Here is a 14,250-nt window from a genome sequence, read left to right on the forward strand (position 1 = left end):
ATTTATTTTATAGACTATCCCATTACAAACAAACTAAAGTTTTCTTATGCCTTACCTCTTTACTTCAGAAAGCGTATCTGAAGGACATCCGGATAAAGTGGCTGATCAGATTTCTGACGCGCTTATTGATAACTTCCTCGCATTTGACGCGCAATCAAAAGTTGCCTGTGAAACGCTGGTAACGACCGGTCAGGTTGTATTGGCAGGAGAAGTGAAATCAAAAGCTTATCTCGACGTACAGGAGATCGCCCGTGGTGTAATCCGTAAGATCGGTTATACCAAGAGTGAATACATGTTTGAAGCACATTCTTGCGGTGTGCTATCAGCCATTCATGAGCAGTCTGCCGACATCAACCAGGGTGTTGAGCGTAAGAAAAAAGAAGACCAGGGCGCCGGTGACCAGGGAATGATGTTCGGTTATGCTACCAACGAAACCGAAGATTACATGCCGCTGGCACTCGACCTCGCACACAAACTGCTGATCGAACTGGCAGCCCTGCGTCGCGAGAACAAAGCGATCAAATACCTGCGCCCCGACGCCAAGAGCCAGGTAACCCTCGAGTACGACGACAACAACAAACCCGTACGCATCGACGCGATCGTTATCTCTACCCAGCACGACGATTTCGATACCGAAACCAAAATGCTGGCGAAGATCAAAGACGACATGATCCGCATCCTGATCCCCCGCGTAAAGAGCAAGTATAAAAAATACGCCAAGCTGTTCAACGACGGCATCAAATACCACATCAACCCAACCGGCAAATTCGTGATCGGTGGCCCGCACGGCGATACAGGTCTGACCGGCCGTAAAATCATCGTGGATACCTACGGTGGCAAAGGTGCACACGGCGGTGGCGCATTCAGTGGTAAAGATCCTTCCAAAGTTGACCGCAGTGCCGCCTATGCCACACGCCACATTGCCAAGAACCTCGTAGCTGCCGGTGTAGCTGACGAAGTACTGGTACAGGTGTCTTATGCAATCGGCGTAGCACAACCTACCAGCATCAACGTTAATACTTACGGTACTGCCAAAGTCGAGCTCACCGACGGTCAGATCGGCAAGATGGTAGAAAGCATCTTCGACATGCGCCCTTACTTCATCGAACAGCGCCTGAAATTGCGCAACCCGATCTACAGCGAAACTGCTGCATACGGGCACATGGGCCGCAAGTCTGAAGTAGTGGAAAAAACCTTCACTTCTCCCGACGGAAAAGTGGTGAAGAAAAAAGTAGAACTCTTCACCTGGGAAAAACTCGATTATGTTTCCAAAGTGAAAAAAGCTTTTGGACTGAAATAAACAAAAACCCGCCTTCAGGCGGGTTTTTTAATGTAAAAGTTACAAGTCAAAACAGCCGCCCGGTACTTCGGGAATAAGTTTTAAGTTATAAGTAATAAGTGAAGAGCAACTCAGGTTCCTGAAGCCAGCTTCATCTCACGCAAAGAGGGGTGAGAAGCAAAGACTACTTCCAACTTATTACTTATAACTTAGTACTTAAAACTTATTACTTACTACTTTTGTAAAAAACAGCAGTGGCCGAGACCCGCAATCCCTGGACAATACTTTCTGAAAAAGACCGATACGAAAATCCCTGGATAAAGGTGACCGAATACGACGTGCTCAACCCATCCGGAGGAAAAGGTATTTATGGGAAAGTCCATTTCAAAAATCTGGCGATTGCCGTGCTGCCGCTGGACGATGACATGCATACTTACCTCGTAGGGCAGTACCGTTTCACCATCGATCAATATACCTGGGAACTACCCGAAGGCGGATGCCCGGAAGGTACTTCGCCACTGGAGTCCGCAAAACGTGAACTCCTGGAAGAAACAGGTCTTCAGGCCAGCGACTGGCAGGAGATCATGCAAATGCATTTGTCTAATTCCGTAACCGACGAATGGGCACATGTATTCCTGGCCCGCGGGCTTCAGCAAGGGCTTGCACAACCCGAAGAAACAGAACAACTGCGCGTGCGCAGATTACCTTTTGATGAAGTGTACCGCATGGTGCAGAACAGTGAAATCACCGATTCGCTGACCATTGCTGCGGTACTCAAAGTAAAATTGATGTTTACATGAAAAATTTCCGTTCTCCCCAACGCCCTAAGAAAAACACCATGATCATCGGTCAGCAGGCCGTTATCGAGGCCCTGAAAGAAGGGCGGGCGCTGGATCGTATTTATATTGATACAAGAGTGCAGGGCGCTGCCGGCGCCGCTATTCGCCAGCATGCCTCTCATGCAGGTGTGCCTGTCAATACCGTCCCTGAAGCCAAACTGAATACCTTCAATGCCGGCCCCCATGATGGTTGTATTGCCATCATCGCCCGCGTACAATACCAGGATCTTCAATCCGTGATTTCTTTTGCCGTGGAAAAAGGCGAAACGCCTTTGTTCCTGATCCTCGACGGTATTACCGATATCCGCAACATCGGCGGCATCGCGCGTACCGCTTATTGCTGTGGTGTACATGCCCTGATCATTCCCGATAAAGGAGTAGGAGCCTTGAATGAAGAAGCACTGCTCACCTCTGCCGGGGCATTGGAACAAATTGCCGTATGCCGTGTTAATAGTCTGGTGAAAGCCGTAGACGACCTGCGCATGAACGGCATTAAAGTATTTGCCAGTGAAATGAAAGCGTCCGTAATAGCGGCGAATGCACCACTCAACGAACCCTGCGCTATCGTATTAGGCAGCGAAGACAAAGGCATTCATCCAACCTTGTTAAAAGTGTGCGACGAACAAATCCGCATTCCGATGGCTACCGATTTTGAAAGCCTCAATGTTTCCGTTGCTACCGGCATGCTGCTCTACGAAGCCGGCCGCCAGCGCGGATGGGCGGTTGAGGGATAATTAAAAATGTGTAAATGTGCCCTTCCTGCCGGAATGGGCCATGTGAAAATGAGTTTCGTAAATCATTTACACATTTGCACATCTTCACATTTACACATTTTTGGCTATGAGTACTAACACAAATCGAATAAACCTCGTAGAATGTCCGCGGGACGCAATGCAGGGCTGGAAAAAAAATATTCCAACCGCCGATAAGATCACGTACCTCAATGCATTGCTGCAAGTAGGGTTTGATACGCTCGACTTCGGCAGTTTTGTTTCACCGAAAGCTATTCCGCAAATGGCCGACACCGCGGAAGTAGTGAAAGCACTCGACCTGTCCGGCACCTCCACGCAATTGCTGGCCATCGTAGCCAATTACCGCGGAGCCGAGGACGCCTCCGTTTATGATCAGATCAATTACCTCGGTTTTCCTTTCTCCGTCTCCGAAACTTTTCAGCGACGCAATACCAACAGCTCTATCCAGGAGTCACTGGGAAGGGTAGAAGAGATCCAGAATCTCTGCATAAAGACCGGCAAGACACTAGTTGTTTACCTGTCCATGGGATTTGGCAACCCCTACGGAGATCCCTGGAATGAGGAGGTCGTTTTCGACTGGGCACACAAACTCACTGCCATGGATATCCGTATTCTCTCGCTGGCGGATACGGTGGGGCTGGCCACACCTGAACAGGTGAGCCGCATTACCGGTTATCTCACGGAGGCTTTGCCTGAAACCGAAATCGGTGTGCACCTGCATTCACGCCCCGATAACTGGCGCGTAAAATTGGAAGCTGCTTTCGAAAGCGGCGCTCAACGTTTCGACGGCGCGCTTAAAGGAATTGGCGGTTGCCCGATGGCAGATGATGAACTCGTAGGCAACATGAATACAGAATGGATGATCCGTTTTTTCAAGGAAAAAAACGGACTGTCCTTAAACGAAGAAGCGCTGGCGGAAAGCCTGCGTCTCGCGGATAAAATTTTTCTTTCCTGAACGCTCAATATCGTGCACATGAACCTGATGGTGGACATTGCCCTCAAGAAATTACCGCAACCGATCCAATACGGCGATGGTATCATGCTGGTAGGTTCCTGCTTTACCGAACATATCGGTAATGCACTGGCCGAACTGAAATTTCCCGTGTTGCAGAATCCGCACGGTATCCTGTTCGACCCGGCGAGTGTGGGCAACAGCCTGCTGGCTTATATCGACAATAGAAAATATACGCGCGAGGAGCTGTTTCAGTTGCACGAAGTATGGCATAGCTGGGGACATCATTCGCGTTTTTCCTCAATGGATCCGGAGGACGCGCTGGCTAAAATCAACCAGGCATGTGAAGCCGGACACCATTTTTTAAAAAAAGCAAAATGGCTGATCCTGACATTAGGTTCTTCCTTTTCCTATCATCTTACCGATGAGGCTGATAACGCCGCCTTGAAAACAGGAGACGGGGTAGCCAACTGTCATCGTGCACCAGCACAATGGTTTCACAAACACCTGATGGAAATTGAAGAAACCGTAACGATGCTTGATACTTGTTATCATCGTCTCCGGCAATTCAATCCCGGTCTGCAGATTTTGTTTACGATAAGTCCCGTCCGCCATCTGCGGGATGGTGTGGTCGAGAATAACCGAAGTAAGGCGCGTCTCCTGGAAGCTGTTCATCATCTCGTTAATAAATTCAACGGACTGCATTATTTTCCTGCATACGAACTGGTGATCGACGTATTGCGCGACTATCGTTTCTATGATATCGATCTGGCTCATCCGAATTACCTGGCCACCGAATTTGTATTGGAAAAATTTACCGAAAGCTGTATTGCATCAGAAGCGCGCGAACTGATGCAGGAATTGAAAAAGATCGGTATTGCCAAACGGCATCGCCCGATGCAGCCCGCTACGAAGGCGCATAAAGAATTCTTGGTAAAACATATAGAGAAAGTCTCCCAACTACAGGCACAATACCCGTTCCTCGATCTCAGCGAGGAATTGAATTATTTTACTGCTTCCGTTGAAACACGGTAGGTTGTTTGTTGTTCGTAGGTGTCTCCCGGTCGCAGAATGGTATCAGGGAAAGAAGGATTGTTGATGGCATTCGGATGTACCTGCGCTTCAAAACAATAACCCGAGAACGCACCGAACTTTCCATTTAACAAAGGAATATAACGGCCCGTATAAAAATGAACAACCGGCGCAGTGGTAAATACTTCGAGTTTCAAACCGGTATTTATTGAAAAAGCTGAAGCAGCGGGGCCGCCGGACCGGTTGATAACAAAACTCTGATCATAACCTTTCACCGGATCTGCATCCTGACCGATCGGTTTGGGAATGCGGAAATCAAATGCTGCGGCTACCGGAATTAATTCTCCCGTAGCAACAAACGATTCATTTTGCGCCAGCCAATGATCGGCATTGATCTGCACAAGCTGCCCATTGATGCCTTTTGACAAAGGATCGAGATCAAAATAATCGTGGTGTGTGAGATTGACAGCGGTCGGCTGGTCGGTAGTGGCGCGGAATGTATAAATGAGTTCGTTTTCGTTGGTGAGATTGATCTGCAATTCCGTGTTGAGCTCTCCGGGAAAACCTTCTTCGCCGTCAATACTTTTGTACTTGAGAATGAGTTGCGCATTTGCCGCATCGTACGATTTTACCTGCCATATTTTTTTATCAAATCCCTCATGGCCACCGTGCAGATGATGGGGTGGTTGATTGCAGGTAACTTCGCAGGATTGTCCATCGATCATAAACTTTCCGTTGGCAATGCGGTTGGCATAACGTCCGATGGCCGCGCCGAAATAAGGATAAGCAGCGAGATAGTCCGGTGAAAGATAGTCGGCCACTTTATCAAAGCCCAGTACGATATTAACCGGACCTTTTGTCGAAGGCACAATGAATGCAGTGGTGATGGCGCCGAGATTTGTAACACGAACTTCCGTTCCCTGTTTATTGATCAGGTGGAATAAATAAATATCTTCACCACCCGGATGAGTAAACTGGTAAATGCCACTGGTTTGAATCATTCTTCAAAATACGTGAATCCAAATGACAAAAGAAGTCCTGGCCGGGAAATTCCGTGAGCATTACAACAAAGAAGCCGATCATTTTTTCTTCTGCCCCGGGCGGGTAAACCTGATTGGTGAACACATCGATTACAATGGCGGAATGGTGATGCCTTTCGCTATTTCCCTTGGTTCTTATGCAGCCGTTTCGTTCAATGAAGACAAGACGTTCCGGTTCAGGAGTATTGACTTTACCGAAAAAGCCGATATACCACTTGCCGCGTCCTATACCAAAACAGGACCGGAGTGGTACAACTATCCGCTTGGAGTGATCCATGAATTTTTGAAAGCCGGTCATTCGTTGAAAGGAATGGATCTGTTGTTTGCGGGTGATCTGCCCGTTGGTACCGGGCTTTCATCTTCCGCATCGATTGAAGTACTGACCGGTTACCTGATTGCGATGCTGCATAACATCGATATTAGCAAAAGATCCATCGCGCTGTTATCAAAGCGTGTGGAAAATGAGTTTATTGGCCTGAGCAGTGGTATCATGGATCAATACGCTGTGGCATTGGGTAAAAAAAATCAGGCCTTGCTGCTCGACTGCGACACGGTGACGCATGAGTACATGCCTTTTGAAACGGGTGAATACAAGCTGGTGATCATTAACAGCCGCAAACAGCGTCAATTGGCGGAATCAAAATACAATGAGCGCTTTGGTGAATGCCGGGAAGCACTGGCGCAATTGCAGACAACCCTGTCCATCACACATCTCTGTGAGGTGAAGCCGGAGGTGTTTAAACAACATGAACACCTGATCACGGATCCGGTTGTCCGTCGCCGCACATGGCACGTGGTGACGGAAAATGATCGCGTGTACCAGGCATGTGCGGCGTTGAAAGCCGGCGATATAGACCGGCTGGGTACCTTGTTATATGCTTCGCATGATTCGCTGCGCGATGATTACCAGGTATCCGGTAAGGAACTCGATACCATTGTTGAATACTGTCGCCGGCAGGAAGACTGTGTGGGGGCACGCATGACAGGCGCCGGCTTCGGCGGATGTGCCATTGCGTTGGTAAAAGAGCGGGCTATCCCCGAATTTTCCCGGCAGTTGATCGCTTATTATGATGCCCGCATCGGTTATCCGCCTGAAGTGATTGTGTCGGAAATCGGGGAGGGGGTAAAACAAATGTGAAAATGTGCCCCGCCTGCGGCGGGGGCCGTGTGTAAATGGTTGTTGCATTTACACATTTCGCCGTGGGCGGACACATTTACACATTTTCACATTCATCAGTGTATTCTATCCCCCCGTACCTCCAGCCCCCTCATCACTTCGGCTTCGTAGGCCAGCCATTCAGCCCAGCGTTTTCTGACGATATCTTTGTCGATGTAGGTTTCGGCGAGTTCGATGAAAAGGGTGTAATGTCCCGCTTCGCTTTCCATGAAGCGGCGGTAGAACTGGCGGAGATAAGGGTCATCAAGCCCTTCGCTTAAACGTTTAAAACGTTCGCAACTGCGGGCTTCGATGAGGGCCATACTCAACATTTGATCGAGGAAACGTGTTTCCCAGTCACCGCCTTTCTGCTGAAACTCGAATAGTTTATTGACATAAAGATCTTTGCGCTGTTTGCCGAGTTGCAGGTTGCGTTTATGGAGTTCGGCCAGCACGAGCCGGAAGTGTCCCCATTCCTCGGTCACAATCGGCGCCAGCTCCCTGACCAGTTTTTCCATCTGGCTGTAGCGCTGGATAAAAGTGATGCAGGTGGTAGCAGCCTTCTGCTCGCAATAAGCATGGTCTGTAAGTATCTCTTCCAGAGAGAGTTCGGCCAGGTTTACCCAGCGGGGATCGGTGGGAAGTTTCAGGCCGAGAATGTTGCGGGCGTCGGGGGATAACTCCATGAGGCAAAAATAGCGCGGACTGCCAAACCTAAGGCCAGCAACAGGTGAAAATCTTTTGTGTTTCGCAATAGTTGTCTTACCTTTGCCGCCACAAATTATATAGGATTAAAATCGGATGACAAATCCAAAAAAGTAAAAGATGCCTTTAACAAAAGAAAAAACAGCTGCAATTTTTGCCGAATTCGGTGGCAATGCGACTAATACAGGTTCCATCGAAGGACAGATTGCCCAGCTGACAGAGCGTATCAGCCAGATCAGCCAACACCTTCAACAGAACAAAAAAGACTTCTCTACCCACCGTGGTCTGATGCAATTGGTAGGTAAGCGTAAGCGTTTACTGAACTACCTGCAGAAGCATAACCTTACAGGTTATCGCCAGCTGATTGAGAAACTTGGATTGAGAAAGTAAGACAACCCTTCCGGAGAACGGAGTGGGAACGTCTTTTATTCTGAGGTTTCAATTCTCGAATCCTGCATATAATTGATATTCCCAACTTCCTTTTGGATGTTGGGAATAACTGTTTTTAGGATCGTTGTTTCTCCGCCGGATCTTCTTGCCGTTTCTGATCCCATTCTTCATTTACAATTGCATTTGTATGTTAAAACAACCCATTCGCAAAACATTTGATATAGGTGGTGGGCGCGAGGTTACGATCGAAACAGGTCGTCTTGCGCGCCAGGCTGATGGCGCGGTTACCGTTTCAAGCGGCAACTGTGTGATCCTCGCTACCGTTGTGGCCAATAAAGAGCCCAAAGAAGGACAGAGCTTTTTCCCGCTGACCGTTGATTACCAGGAGAAGTTTGCTGCGGCAGGCCGTATTCCCGGTTCTTTCTTCAAGCGTGAAGCCCGCCTGAATGACTACGAAATCCTGACTAGCCGCCTGATCGACCGCGCGCTGCGCCCTTTGTTCCCGGAAGATTATCTTTGTGAGGTTCAGGTACTTGTATCACTTATTTCAAGTGATCCTGAAGTTATGCCGGACGCTATGGCATGCCTTGCTGCTTCTGCAGCCCTCGCTGTTTCCGATATTCCCATCAAGGAAATCATCTCCGAAGTACGCATCGGTCGTATCAATGGAGAGTTCATCGTTAACCCTACCCGCAGTCAGCTCGAAGAGTCCGATCTCGAATTTATTATCGCGGCTACCGAGAAAAACCTGATGATGGTGGAAGGTGAAGCGCAGGAGTGCAGCGAAGCTGACCTCGTACGTTCACTGGAGATTGCCCACGAAGCGATCCGCATCCAGATCAAAGCGCAGGAAGAACTGCGTCAGCTCGCCGGTGTGACCACCAAGCGTGATTATACCAAACCCGCAACCGATCCTGCACTGGAAGAGAAAGTGAAGGCTTTCGCCAGCCAGAAAGTATATGAAGTAGCCAAAGCCGCACTGCCCAAACATGAACGCAGTGACCGTTTCGCGGCCATCAAGGAAGAACTGATCACTTACCTGAAGTCTGAACTGGCCGAGGGTGAGGAACTGCCCGACCTGACCAAGAAGCTGGCTTCCACCTACTACGCAGATCTTCAGTACTACGTGGTGCGTGATATGATCCTGAACGAGAAAATCCGCCTCGACGGACGTGCACTCGACCAGGTTCGTCCGCTCGATATGGAAACGGACGTGCTGCCTTCTCCACATGGTTCAGCTCTTTTCACAAGAGGTGAAACACAATCACTTACAACGGTTACTTTAGGTACTGCTTTAGATGATTTGCTGGTGGAAAGTGCTGCTCATTCCTACGATTCCAAATTTTACCTGCACTATAACTTCCCGCCGTTTTCTACCGGTGAAGTGAAAATGATGCGTGGTCAAAGCCGCCGCGAAGTAGGCCATGGCAACCTGGCTATGCGTTCGCTGAGACAAATGATGCCAAATGGAGACTTCGCTTACACTGTTCGTGTAGTGAGCGATATCCTGGAATCAAACGGTTCATCTTCCATGGCTACCGTATGTGCCGGTTCACTGGCGCTGATGGATGCGGGTGTGGGTATTCCCAAACACGTATCTGGTGTAGCAATGGGACTGATCACCAAAGACGACAAATTCGCCGTATTGACGGATATCCTGGGCGACGAAGACCACCTGGGTGATATGGACTTTAAAGTAACCGGTACCCGCGATGGTATCTGCGGTGTGCAGATGGACATCAAGGTGGATGGTTTGCCGATGGCAGTAATGCAGCAGGCATTGGATCAGGCCCGTCGTGGCCGCCTCCATATCCTGGATGCCATGTATGAGTGTATTCCTGCTTCCCGTGAAGAGGTGAAACCACACGCACCGCGTATGGTTAAACTGATCATCGATCGCGAGTTCATTGGTGCAGTGATCGGACCAGGTGGTAAAGTGATCCAGGAAATGCAGCGTGAAACCGGTACGACTATCAATATCGAAGAAGTAAACAACCAGGGCGAAGTAAGCATTTTCGGCGTAGCCAAAGAAGGGGTGGAGAGAGCGCAAGCCTGGATCAAAGGCATCACTGCCGTTCCGGTAGTAGGTGATGTTTACGATTCTGTTGTTAAATCTGTCGTTCCTTTCGGTGCATTCGTTGAGTTCCTGCCCGGCAAACAAGGCCTGGTACACATCAGCGAAATCAGTTGGAAACGTTTGGAGACACTTGAGGGCATCGTAAGAGAAGGGGATACTTTTAAAGTAAAACTGATCGGCACAGATCCCAAGTCAGGCAAATTCAAACTGTCGCGCAAGGCGCTGATTCCAAAACCTGAGAACGCCGGTGGTTCAAGAGAACCCCGCGAACCCAGAGAACAAAGAGAGCAAAATCCGCAAGGAGAATAAAATAAAAACAAACCCGGACATGCTCCGGGTTTGTTTTTGAATTCAAAAGAAGGCAAGGTAAACAGCCGTAATAAGTATCAAGTATTAAGTAATAAGTATTAAGTGTAGGTGAATGCCGTATTCACTCATTCACTTATTCACTGATTGACCCATTTACTCCCGAGACTTCGGGATGACGATTCACCATTCACCATTCACGATTCACCCAATGACCGCATACCGCGAACTCCACTATACCAACATTGCGCGCGAACAACGCGAGATACTCATGGCCCTGCTCAATGAATTCGGACCCGAAGGCTTTGAAGAGGGGGATGACGAACTGAAAGTTTTTTTCACCAATGAGCAATACGACGAAGCTTCGCTCGCCGGGATTCATTCCTCGCTGCGGGTGACACCTGTAGTCACTGAAATTGCGCCGGTAAACTGGAATCAGTCGTGGGAATCGAACTTCGCACCGGTGGTGGTCGATGATTTTGTGGCGGTACGTGCCGGCTTTCATGAACCCATCAGCAAGGTAGAACACGAGATCGTCATCACACCCAAGATGAGTTTTGGTACCGGCCATCATGCCACTACCTATATGATGCTTCAACAAATGCGTGAGATCGATTTCAAGGATCGCTCCGTATTTGATTTTGGAACGGGCACCGGTGTACTGGCCATTCTTGCACATCGCCTGGGTGCGGATACAATAAGGGCGATCGACAATGATACCTGGAGTATCGACAATACGCGCGAAAACATGGAAGCGAATGATGCGACAAGTATTATTCTGGAGCGTGCCGACGATGCAGGTGCCGGTTTTCAGTATGATATTATTCTTGCCAATATCAACCGGAATGTGCTGCTCGACAACATGCACCGGCTTTCAGCGCAATTGAATCCTGGCGGCACCCTGCTGTTAAGCGGCCTGCTGGAGGAAGACGAAACCGTGATCACTGAAAGCGCTGCCCGGAATGGACTGCGCGCCCCGCAACGCTTTCAGCGCGGAAACTGGATATGTATCAGGTTTTCAGCCGCTTAAAAAAGCGCGTATTAAATTATTGTTACCGGCAACCGGTTTTTTCGTAAATTTGCTGTTCATCCCTAACCGATTTTTCTATGAATGAACTATTGATCATAGTTCTTGCATATCTGATTGGCAGCATTCCTACTTCTGTGTGGGTGAGTCGTTATTTTTTCAATATTGACATACGTGAATATGGCAGCGGCAACGCTGGTGCCACCAACACTTACCGTGTACTTGGCCCTAAATGGGGTACGGTGGTAATGATCGTGGATATGTTGAAAGGTATCGTTGCGGTGAAGCTTGCTTTTTTGCTTGGCGATTATGGCAGCCAGGAGCGATTGACCAACATTCAAATGGGATTGGGACTCGCCGCGGTAATCGGGCATATCTTCCCCATATGGGCGGATTTCAGAGGAGGAAAAGGCGTGGCTACTTTATTCGGGCTGGTGGTTGGCATTTCTCCCTGGACAGCACTGGGTTGTTCCGGTGTATTCCTCGCGGTACTTTACCTTACCCGTTTTGTATCACTTAGTTCCATGCTGGCCAGTGTGGCTTTTCCCGTATTCATCCTGGTGATCTTCAACGTTGATAATCCTGTATATCGTGTATTTGCCATTGCAGTAGCACTGATGGTAATCCTCACCCATCAGAAAAACATCGGACGTTTGTTGAAAGGTGCTGAAAGCAAAGTGCCTATTTTCAAATACCGCGACCGGCGCCGCCAACGCAGACGTAACTCGTCCCGTTAATACAATCATCCCCTCAAACCCGCTTACCTTTGTTTGGTATAGTGATTGTTTAAGTTAACTGAACACCTAAAATACCCAACATGACCCGAATCTTTCTTGCTCTGACGGCAGTCGCCTGCTTGTCTGCCGGATGCTCAAACAATTCTGTTACCGGTCGTAGTCAACTTACGCTGTTGCCTGAATCGGAGCTGCAGTCGATGGCTGTAAGCGAGTATCAGACTTTCCTTTCCTCTAACAAAGTAATCAGTCCTTCCACCAGCAAGGATGCTGAGATGGTAACCCGCGTGGGCCAGCGCATCACGGCTGCTGTACAACAATATTATGCGCAAAAAGGCATTTCCTCCCAGCTCGATGGCTACAAGTGGGAATACAAACTGGTAGACAGCAAAGAAGTGAATGCCTGGTGCATGCCCGGCGGCAAAATCGTCGTTTATACAGGTTTGTTACCTATTACACAGAACGAAGCGGCACTGGCCGCGGTAATGGGACATGAAGTGTCTCACGCTATTTTCCAGCATGGCAATGAACGGATGAGCCAGGGCATGGTGCAGCAGGGGCTTGGTTCCGCGCTCAGTGTGGCATTGTCGAGCAAACCAGCAGCAACGCAGAATCTTTTCATGACAGCATACGGTGTAGGATCGAATGTACTCGGTACATTACCGTTTTCCCGCAAACATGAACTGGAGGCCGACCGGTATGGTTTGATCTGGACAGCCATGGCCGGATATAACCCGCAAGAGGCAATTAACCTGTGGAAGCGTATGGAAACGGCTTCAAACGGACAAAAACCACCGGAATTTTTGAGCACGCATCCGAGCGAGGGCAGACGGATAAGTGAATTAGAAAAACATATGCAAGAGGCACTTACATATTATAAGCCTGTTAAATAAGTATACATCTCTCATAGGGAAATCCCGTCCAAACGCAAGCTGGACGGGATTTTTCTTGCATTATAGGCCCAACCTAGCTGCATTTTCGTTAACTTTGCATTCCCTGCAATGAGAACACTGGTAATAGCCAAGATTACCAGAAACCCTTAAAAAATCGCTTCAAAGATGTCACAAACAGTTTTTGAAAAGTTACAATTGGCAGACGAGAAAAATCTTCTGATCCAGGGTTTGCCTTCTTCTATTGAAAAGCAGTTTAGCAAATTGTCTTTTGCCAAAAACATGACACCTCTCCTGAAAAACAGGAAAATCGATTTCGCTTTGATCTTTGCAGTTAACGAGAATCAGTTGAATGGCATTCTGAAAGATGTGATGCCTTCCCTGAAAGGTGAGTCGAAGTTTTGGGTTGCTTATCCAAAATCGACTTCCAAGATCGTAACTGACCTTAACCGTGAGTGTAGCTGGAACAGGCTCACCTGCGAAGGGTACGAGAGCATCGAGCGTATCGAATTGGATCATGTATGGAGTGCACTGCGTTTTGTAAGAGGAGAGTGCGATCCGCGTTCTGCCGGCGATGCAGTAACCGCACGTAAGCGGACAGCCGCTGTAGCTGCGGCAATGGCTGAATAAGCTGAACACACACTACGCAACAACAGTATTTAACACCGAATGCCCCGTTTAAGACGGGGCATTCTGGTTGTATTGAGTGAGCAGTGAATAAGTCAATTTTGAAAGGGCTCCCCCTTCTTCCCTCGTTCGTGTCCTCACCATAGCCGTCAACTTAAGGGAAAGACAAAACCCTGCGGTTATCCGCAGGGACAATTTTTTTCCTCATATCTTTGGTTTTTGTTTTTGAAGCCATCGGCATTGGTCGTTACCTGTGTGCTGATGGCTTTGTTTTTTGTAGTACTGCAAAGATAAAGTGTTCCGGGTTTGGGTATCGGGTATTTGTAATAGTTGTTGCAAAGACACGGTGTGGGTCTTGGTTTCTTTGTCGCCGTATAGCACCACCAGTTTGGTGGTTTCTATCAGCCAGCTTTTGAGCCGTTGCCGGCTGCGGCCGATCACCTG

Annotated in this window: 15 protein-coding genes; 12 read left to right on the forward strand and 3 right to left on the reverse strand. The window is 48.6% G+C overall.

All coding sequences use genetic code 11. From position 1 onward, the window contains the following. Nucleotides 1-46: 46 nt before the first annotated feature. From metK to H608_RS0103000, 5 genes are all read left to right on the forward strand, one after another. Nucleotides 47-1,300 (forward strand): methionine adenosyltransferase, encoded by a 1,254-nt coding sequence (gene metK / locus H608_RS0102980; RefSeq protein ID WP_028786369.1) that lies wholly within the window; start codon nucleotides 47-49, stop codon nucleotides 1,298-1,300. 233 nt (nucleotides 1,301-1,533) lie between these two features. Further along, nucleotides 1,534-2,079 carry an NUDIX domain-containing protein gene (locus H608_RS0102985; protein WP_028786370.1) on the forward strand — a complete coding sequence of 182 codons (546 nt, stop codon included), beginning with the start codon at nucleotides 1,534-1,536 and terminating at the stop codon, nucleotides 2,077-2,079. Further along, nucleotides 2,076-2,852 carry a 23S rRNA (guanosine(2251)-2'-O)-methyltransferase RlmB gene (gene rlmB / locus H608_RS0102990; RefSeq protein WP_028786371.1) on the forward strand — a complete coding sequence of 259 codons (777 nt, stop codon included), beginning with the start codon at nucleotides 2,076-2,078 and terminating at the stop codon, nucleotides 2,850-2,852. Before H608_RS0102985 ends, rlmB begins: the two co-directional genes overlap by 4 nt. Nucleotides 2,853-2,958: 106 nt before the next feature. Further along, the gene (locus tag H608_RS0102995; protein WP_028786372.1) at nucleotides 2,959-3,825 is read left to right on the forward strand and encodes a hydroxymethylglutaryl-CoA lyase; all 867 of its coding nucleotides are present in this window, start codon (nucleotides 2,959-2,961) and stop codon (nucleotides 3,823-3,825) included. 18 nt (nucleotides 3,826-3,843) lie between these two features. Continuing rightward, nucleotides 3,844-4,857 (forward strand): GSCFA domain-containing protein, encoded by a 1,014-nt coding sequence (locus tag H608_RS0103000; RefSeq protein WP_028786373.1) that lies wholly within the window; start codon nucleotides 3,844-3,846, stop codon nucleotides 4,855-4,857. Here the strand turns inward: H608_RS0103000 and H608_RS0103005 are convergent. Further along, nucleotides 4,827-5,855: an aldose epimerase family protein gene (locus tag H608_RS0103005; RefSeq protein WP_028786374.1), complete on the reverse strand. Its 1,029-nt coding sequence runs from the start codon at nucleotides 5,853-5,855 to the stop codon at nucleotides 4,827-4,829. The two genes, H608_RS0103000 and H608_RS0103005, sit on opposite strands and share 31 nt — an antisense overlap. 22 nt (nucleotides 5,856-5,877) lie before the next feature. Between H608_RS0103005 and H608_RS0103010 the strand changes: the two genes are divergently transcribed. Next, a complete protein-coding gene (locus H608_RS0103010) occupies nucleotides 5,878-7,032 on the forward strand; it encodes a galactokinase (protein WP_028786375.1) in 1,155 nt (384 codons plus the stop codon). Between the two features lie 95 nt (nucleotides 7,033-7,127). Here the strand turns inward: H608_RS0103010 and H608_RS0103015 are convergent, their stop codons facing one another. Then, nucleotides 7,128-7,736 carry a MiaE family protein gene (locus H608_RS0103015; protein WP_028786376.1) on the reverse strand — a complete coding sequence of 203 codons (609 nt, stop codon included), beginning with the start codon at nucleotides 7,734-7,736 and terminating at the stop codon, nucleotides 7,128-7,130. Between the two features lie 139 nt (nucleotides 7,737-7,875). On the opposite strand from H608_RS0103015, the gene rpsO reads away from it, so the two are divergent. The 6 genes from rpsO to H608_RS21050 all read left to right on the forward strand — a co-directional run bounded on the left by rpsO (nucleotide 7,876) and on the right by H608_RS21050 (nucleotide 13,809). Then, entirely contained in the window at nucleotides 7,876-8,145 is a 270-nt protein-coding gene (rpsO, locus tag H608_RS0103020; RefSeq protein WP_028786377.1) for a 30S ribosomal protein S15, read from the forward strand. A gap of 187 nt (nucleotides 8,146-8,332) precedes the next feature. After that, nucleotides 8,333-10,531 (forward strand): polyribonucleotide nucleotidyltransferase, encoded by a 2,199-nt coding sequence (pnp, locus tag H608_RS0103025; protein WP_028786378.1) that lies wholly within the window; start codon nucleotides 8,333-8,335, stop codon nucleotides 10,529-10,531. Between the two features lie 208 nt (nucleotides 10,532-10,739). Continuing rightward, a complete protein-coding gene (gene prmA, locus H608_RS0103030) occupies nucleotides 10,740-11,558 on the forward strand; it encodes a 50S ribosomal protein L11 methyltransferase (RefSeq protein ID WP_028786379.1) in 819 nt (272 codons plus the stop codon). 77 nt (nucleotides 11,559-11,635) lie between these two features. Continuing rightward, the gene (plsY, locus tag H608_RS0103035; protein ID WP_028786380.1) at nucleotides 11,636-12,292 is read left to right on the forward strand and encodes a glycerol-3-phosphate 1-O-acyltransferase PlsY; all 657 of its coding nucleotides are present in this window, start codon (nucleotides 11,636-11,638) and stop codon (nucleotides 12,290-12,292) included. A gap of 80 nt (nucleotides 12,293-12,372) precedes the next feature. Continuing rightward, nucleotides 12,373-13,182, forward strand: a complete 810-nt coding sequence (locus H608_RS0103040) for a M48 family metallopeptidase (RefSeq protein ID WP_028786381.1) — start codon at nucleotides 12,373-12,375, stop codon at nucleotides 13,180-13,182. 165 nt (nucleotides 13,183-13,347) lie between these two features. Next, entirely contained in the window at nucleotides 13,348-13,809 is a 462-nt protein-coding gene (locus H608_RS21050; RefSeq protein WP_155990024.1) for a hypothetical protein, read from the forward strand. 201 nt (nucleotides 13,810-14,010) lie between these two features. Here the strand turns inward: H608_RS21050 and H608_RS24605 are convergent. Further along, nucleotides 14,011-14,250 (reverse strand): hypothetical protein (locus H608_RS24605; protein ID WP_028786382.1); only part of this gene is annotated, 240 nt, incomplete at its 5' end.

The sequence above is a fragment of the Terrimonas ferruginea DSM 30193 genome (assembly GCF_000425585.1).
GTDB lineage: Bacteria > Bacteroidota > Bacteroidia > Chitinophagales > Chitinophagaceae > Terrimonas > Terrimonas ferruginea.

Coding starts and splice junctions, on each gene's coding strand:
- metK (WP_028786369.1), top strand. CDS start 47: ATGCCTTACCTCTTTACTTCAGAAAGCGTATCTGAAGGACATCCGGAT.
- rlmB (WP_028786371.1), top strand. CDS start 2,076: ATGAAAAATTTCCGTTCTCCCCAACGCCCTAAGAAAAACACCATGATC.
- H608_RS0102995 (WP_028786372.1), top strand. CDS start 2,959: ATGAGTACTAACACAAATCGAATAAACCTCGTAGAATGTCCGCGGGAC.
- H608_RS0103000 (WP_028786373.1), top strand. CDS start 3,844: ATGAACCTGATGGTGGACATTGCCCTCAAGAAATTACCGCAACCGATC.
- H608_RS0103005 (WP_028786374.1), bottom strand. CDS start 5,855: ATGATTCAAACCAGTGGCATTTACCAGTTTACTCATCCGGGTGGTGAA.
- H608_RS0103010 (WP_028786375.1), top strand. CDS start 5,878: ATGACAAAAGAAGTCCTGGCCGGGAAATTCCGTGAGCATTACAACAAA.
- H608_RS0103015 (WP_028786376.1), bottom strand. CDS start 7,736: ATGGAGTTATCCCCCGACGCCCGCAACATTCTCGGCCTGAAACTTCCC.
- rpsO (WP_028786377.1), top strand. CDS start 7,876: ATGCCTTTAACAAAAGAAAAAACAGCTGCAATTTTTGCCGAATTCGGT.
- pnp (WP_028786378.1), top strand. CDS start 8,333: ATGTTAAAACAACCCATTCGCAAAACATTTGATATAGGTGGTGGGCGC.
- prmA (WP_028786379.1), top strand. CDS start 10,740: ATGACCGCATACCGCGAACTCCACTATACCAACATTGCGCGCGAACAA.
- plsY (WP_028786380.1), top strand. CDS start 11,636: ATGAATGAACTATTGATCATAGTTCTTGCATATCTGATTGGCAGCATT.
- H608_RS0103040 (WP_028786381.1), top strand. CDS start 12,373: ATGACCCGAATCTTTCTTGCTCTGACGGCAGTCGCCTGCTTGTCTGCC.
- H608_RS21050 (WP_155990024.1), top strand. CDS start 13,348: ATGTCACAAACAGTTTTTGAAAAGTTACAATTGGCAGACGAGAAAAAT.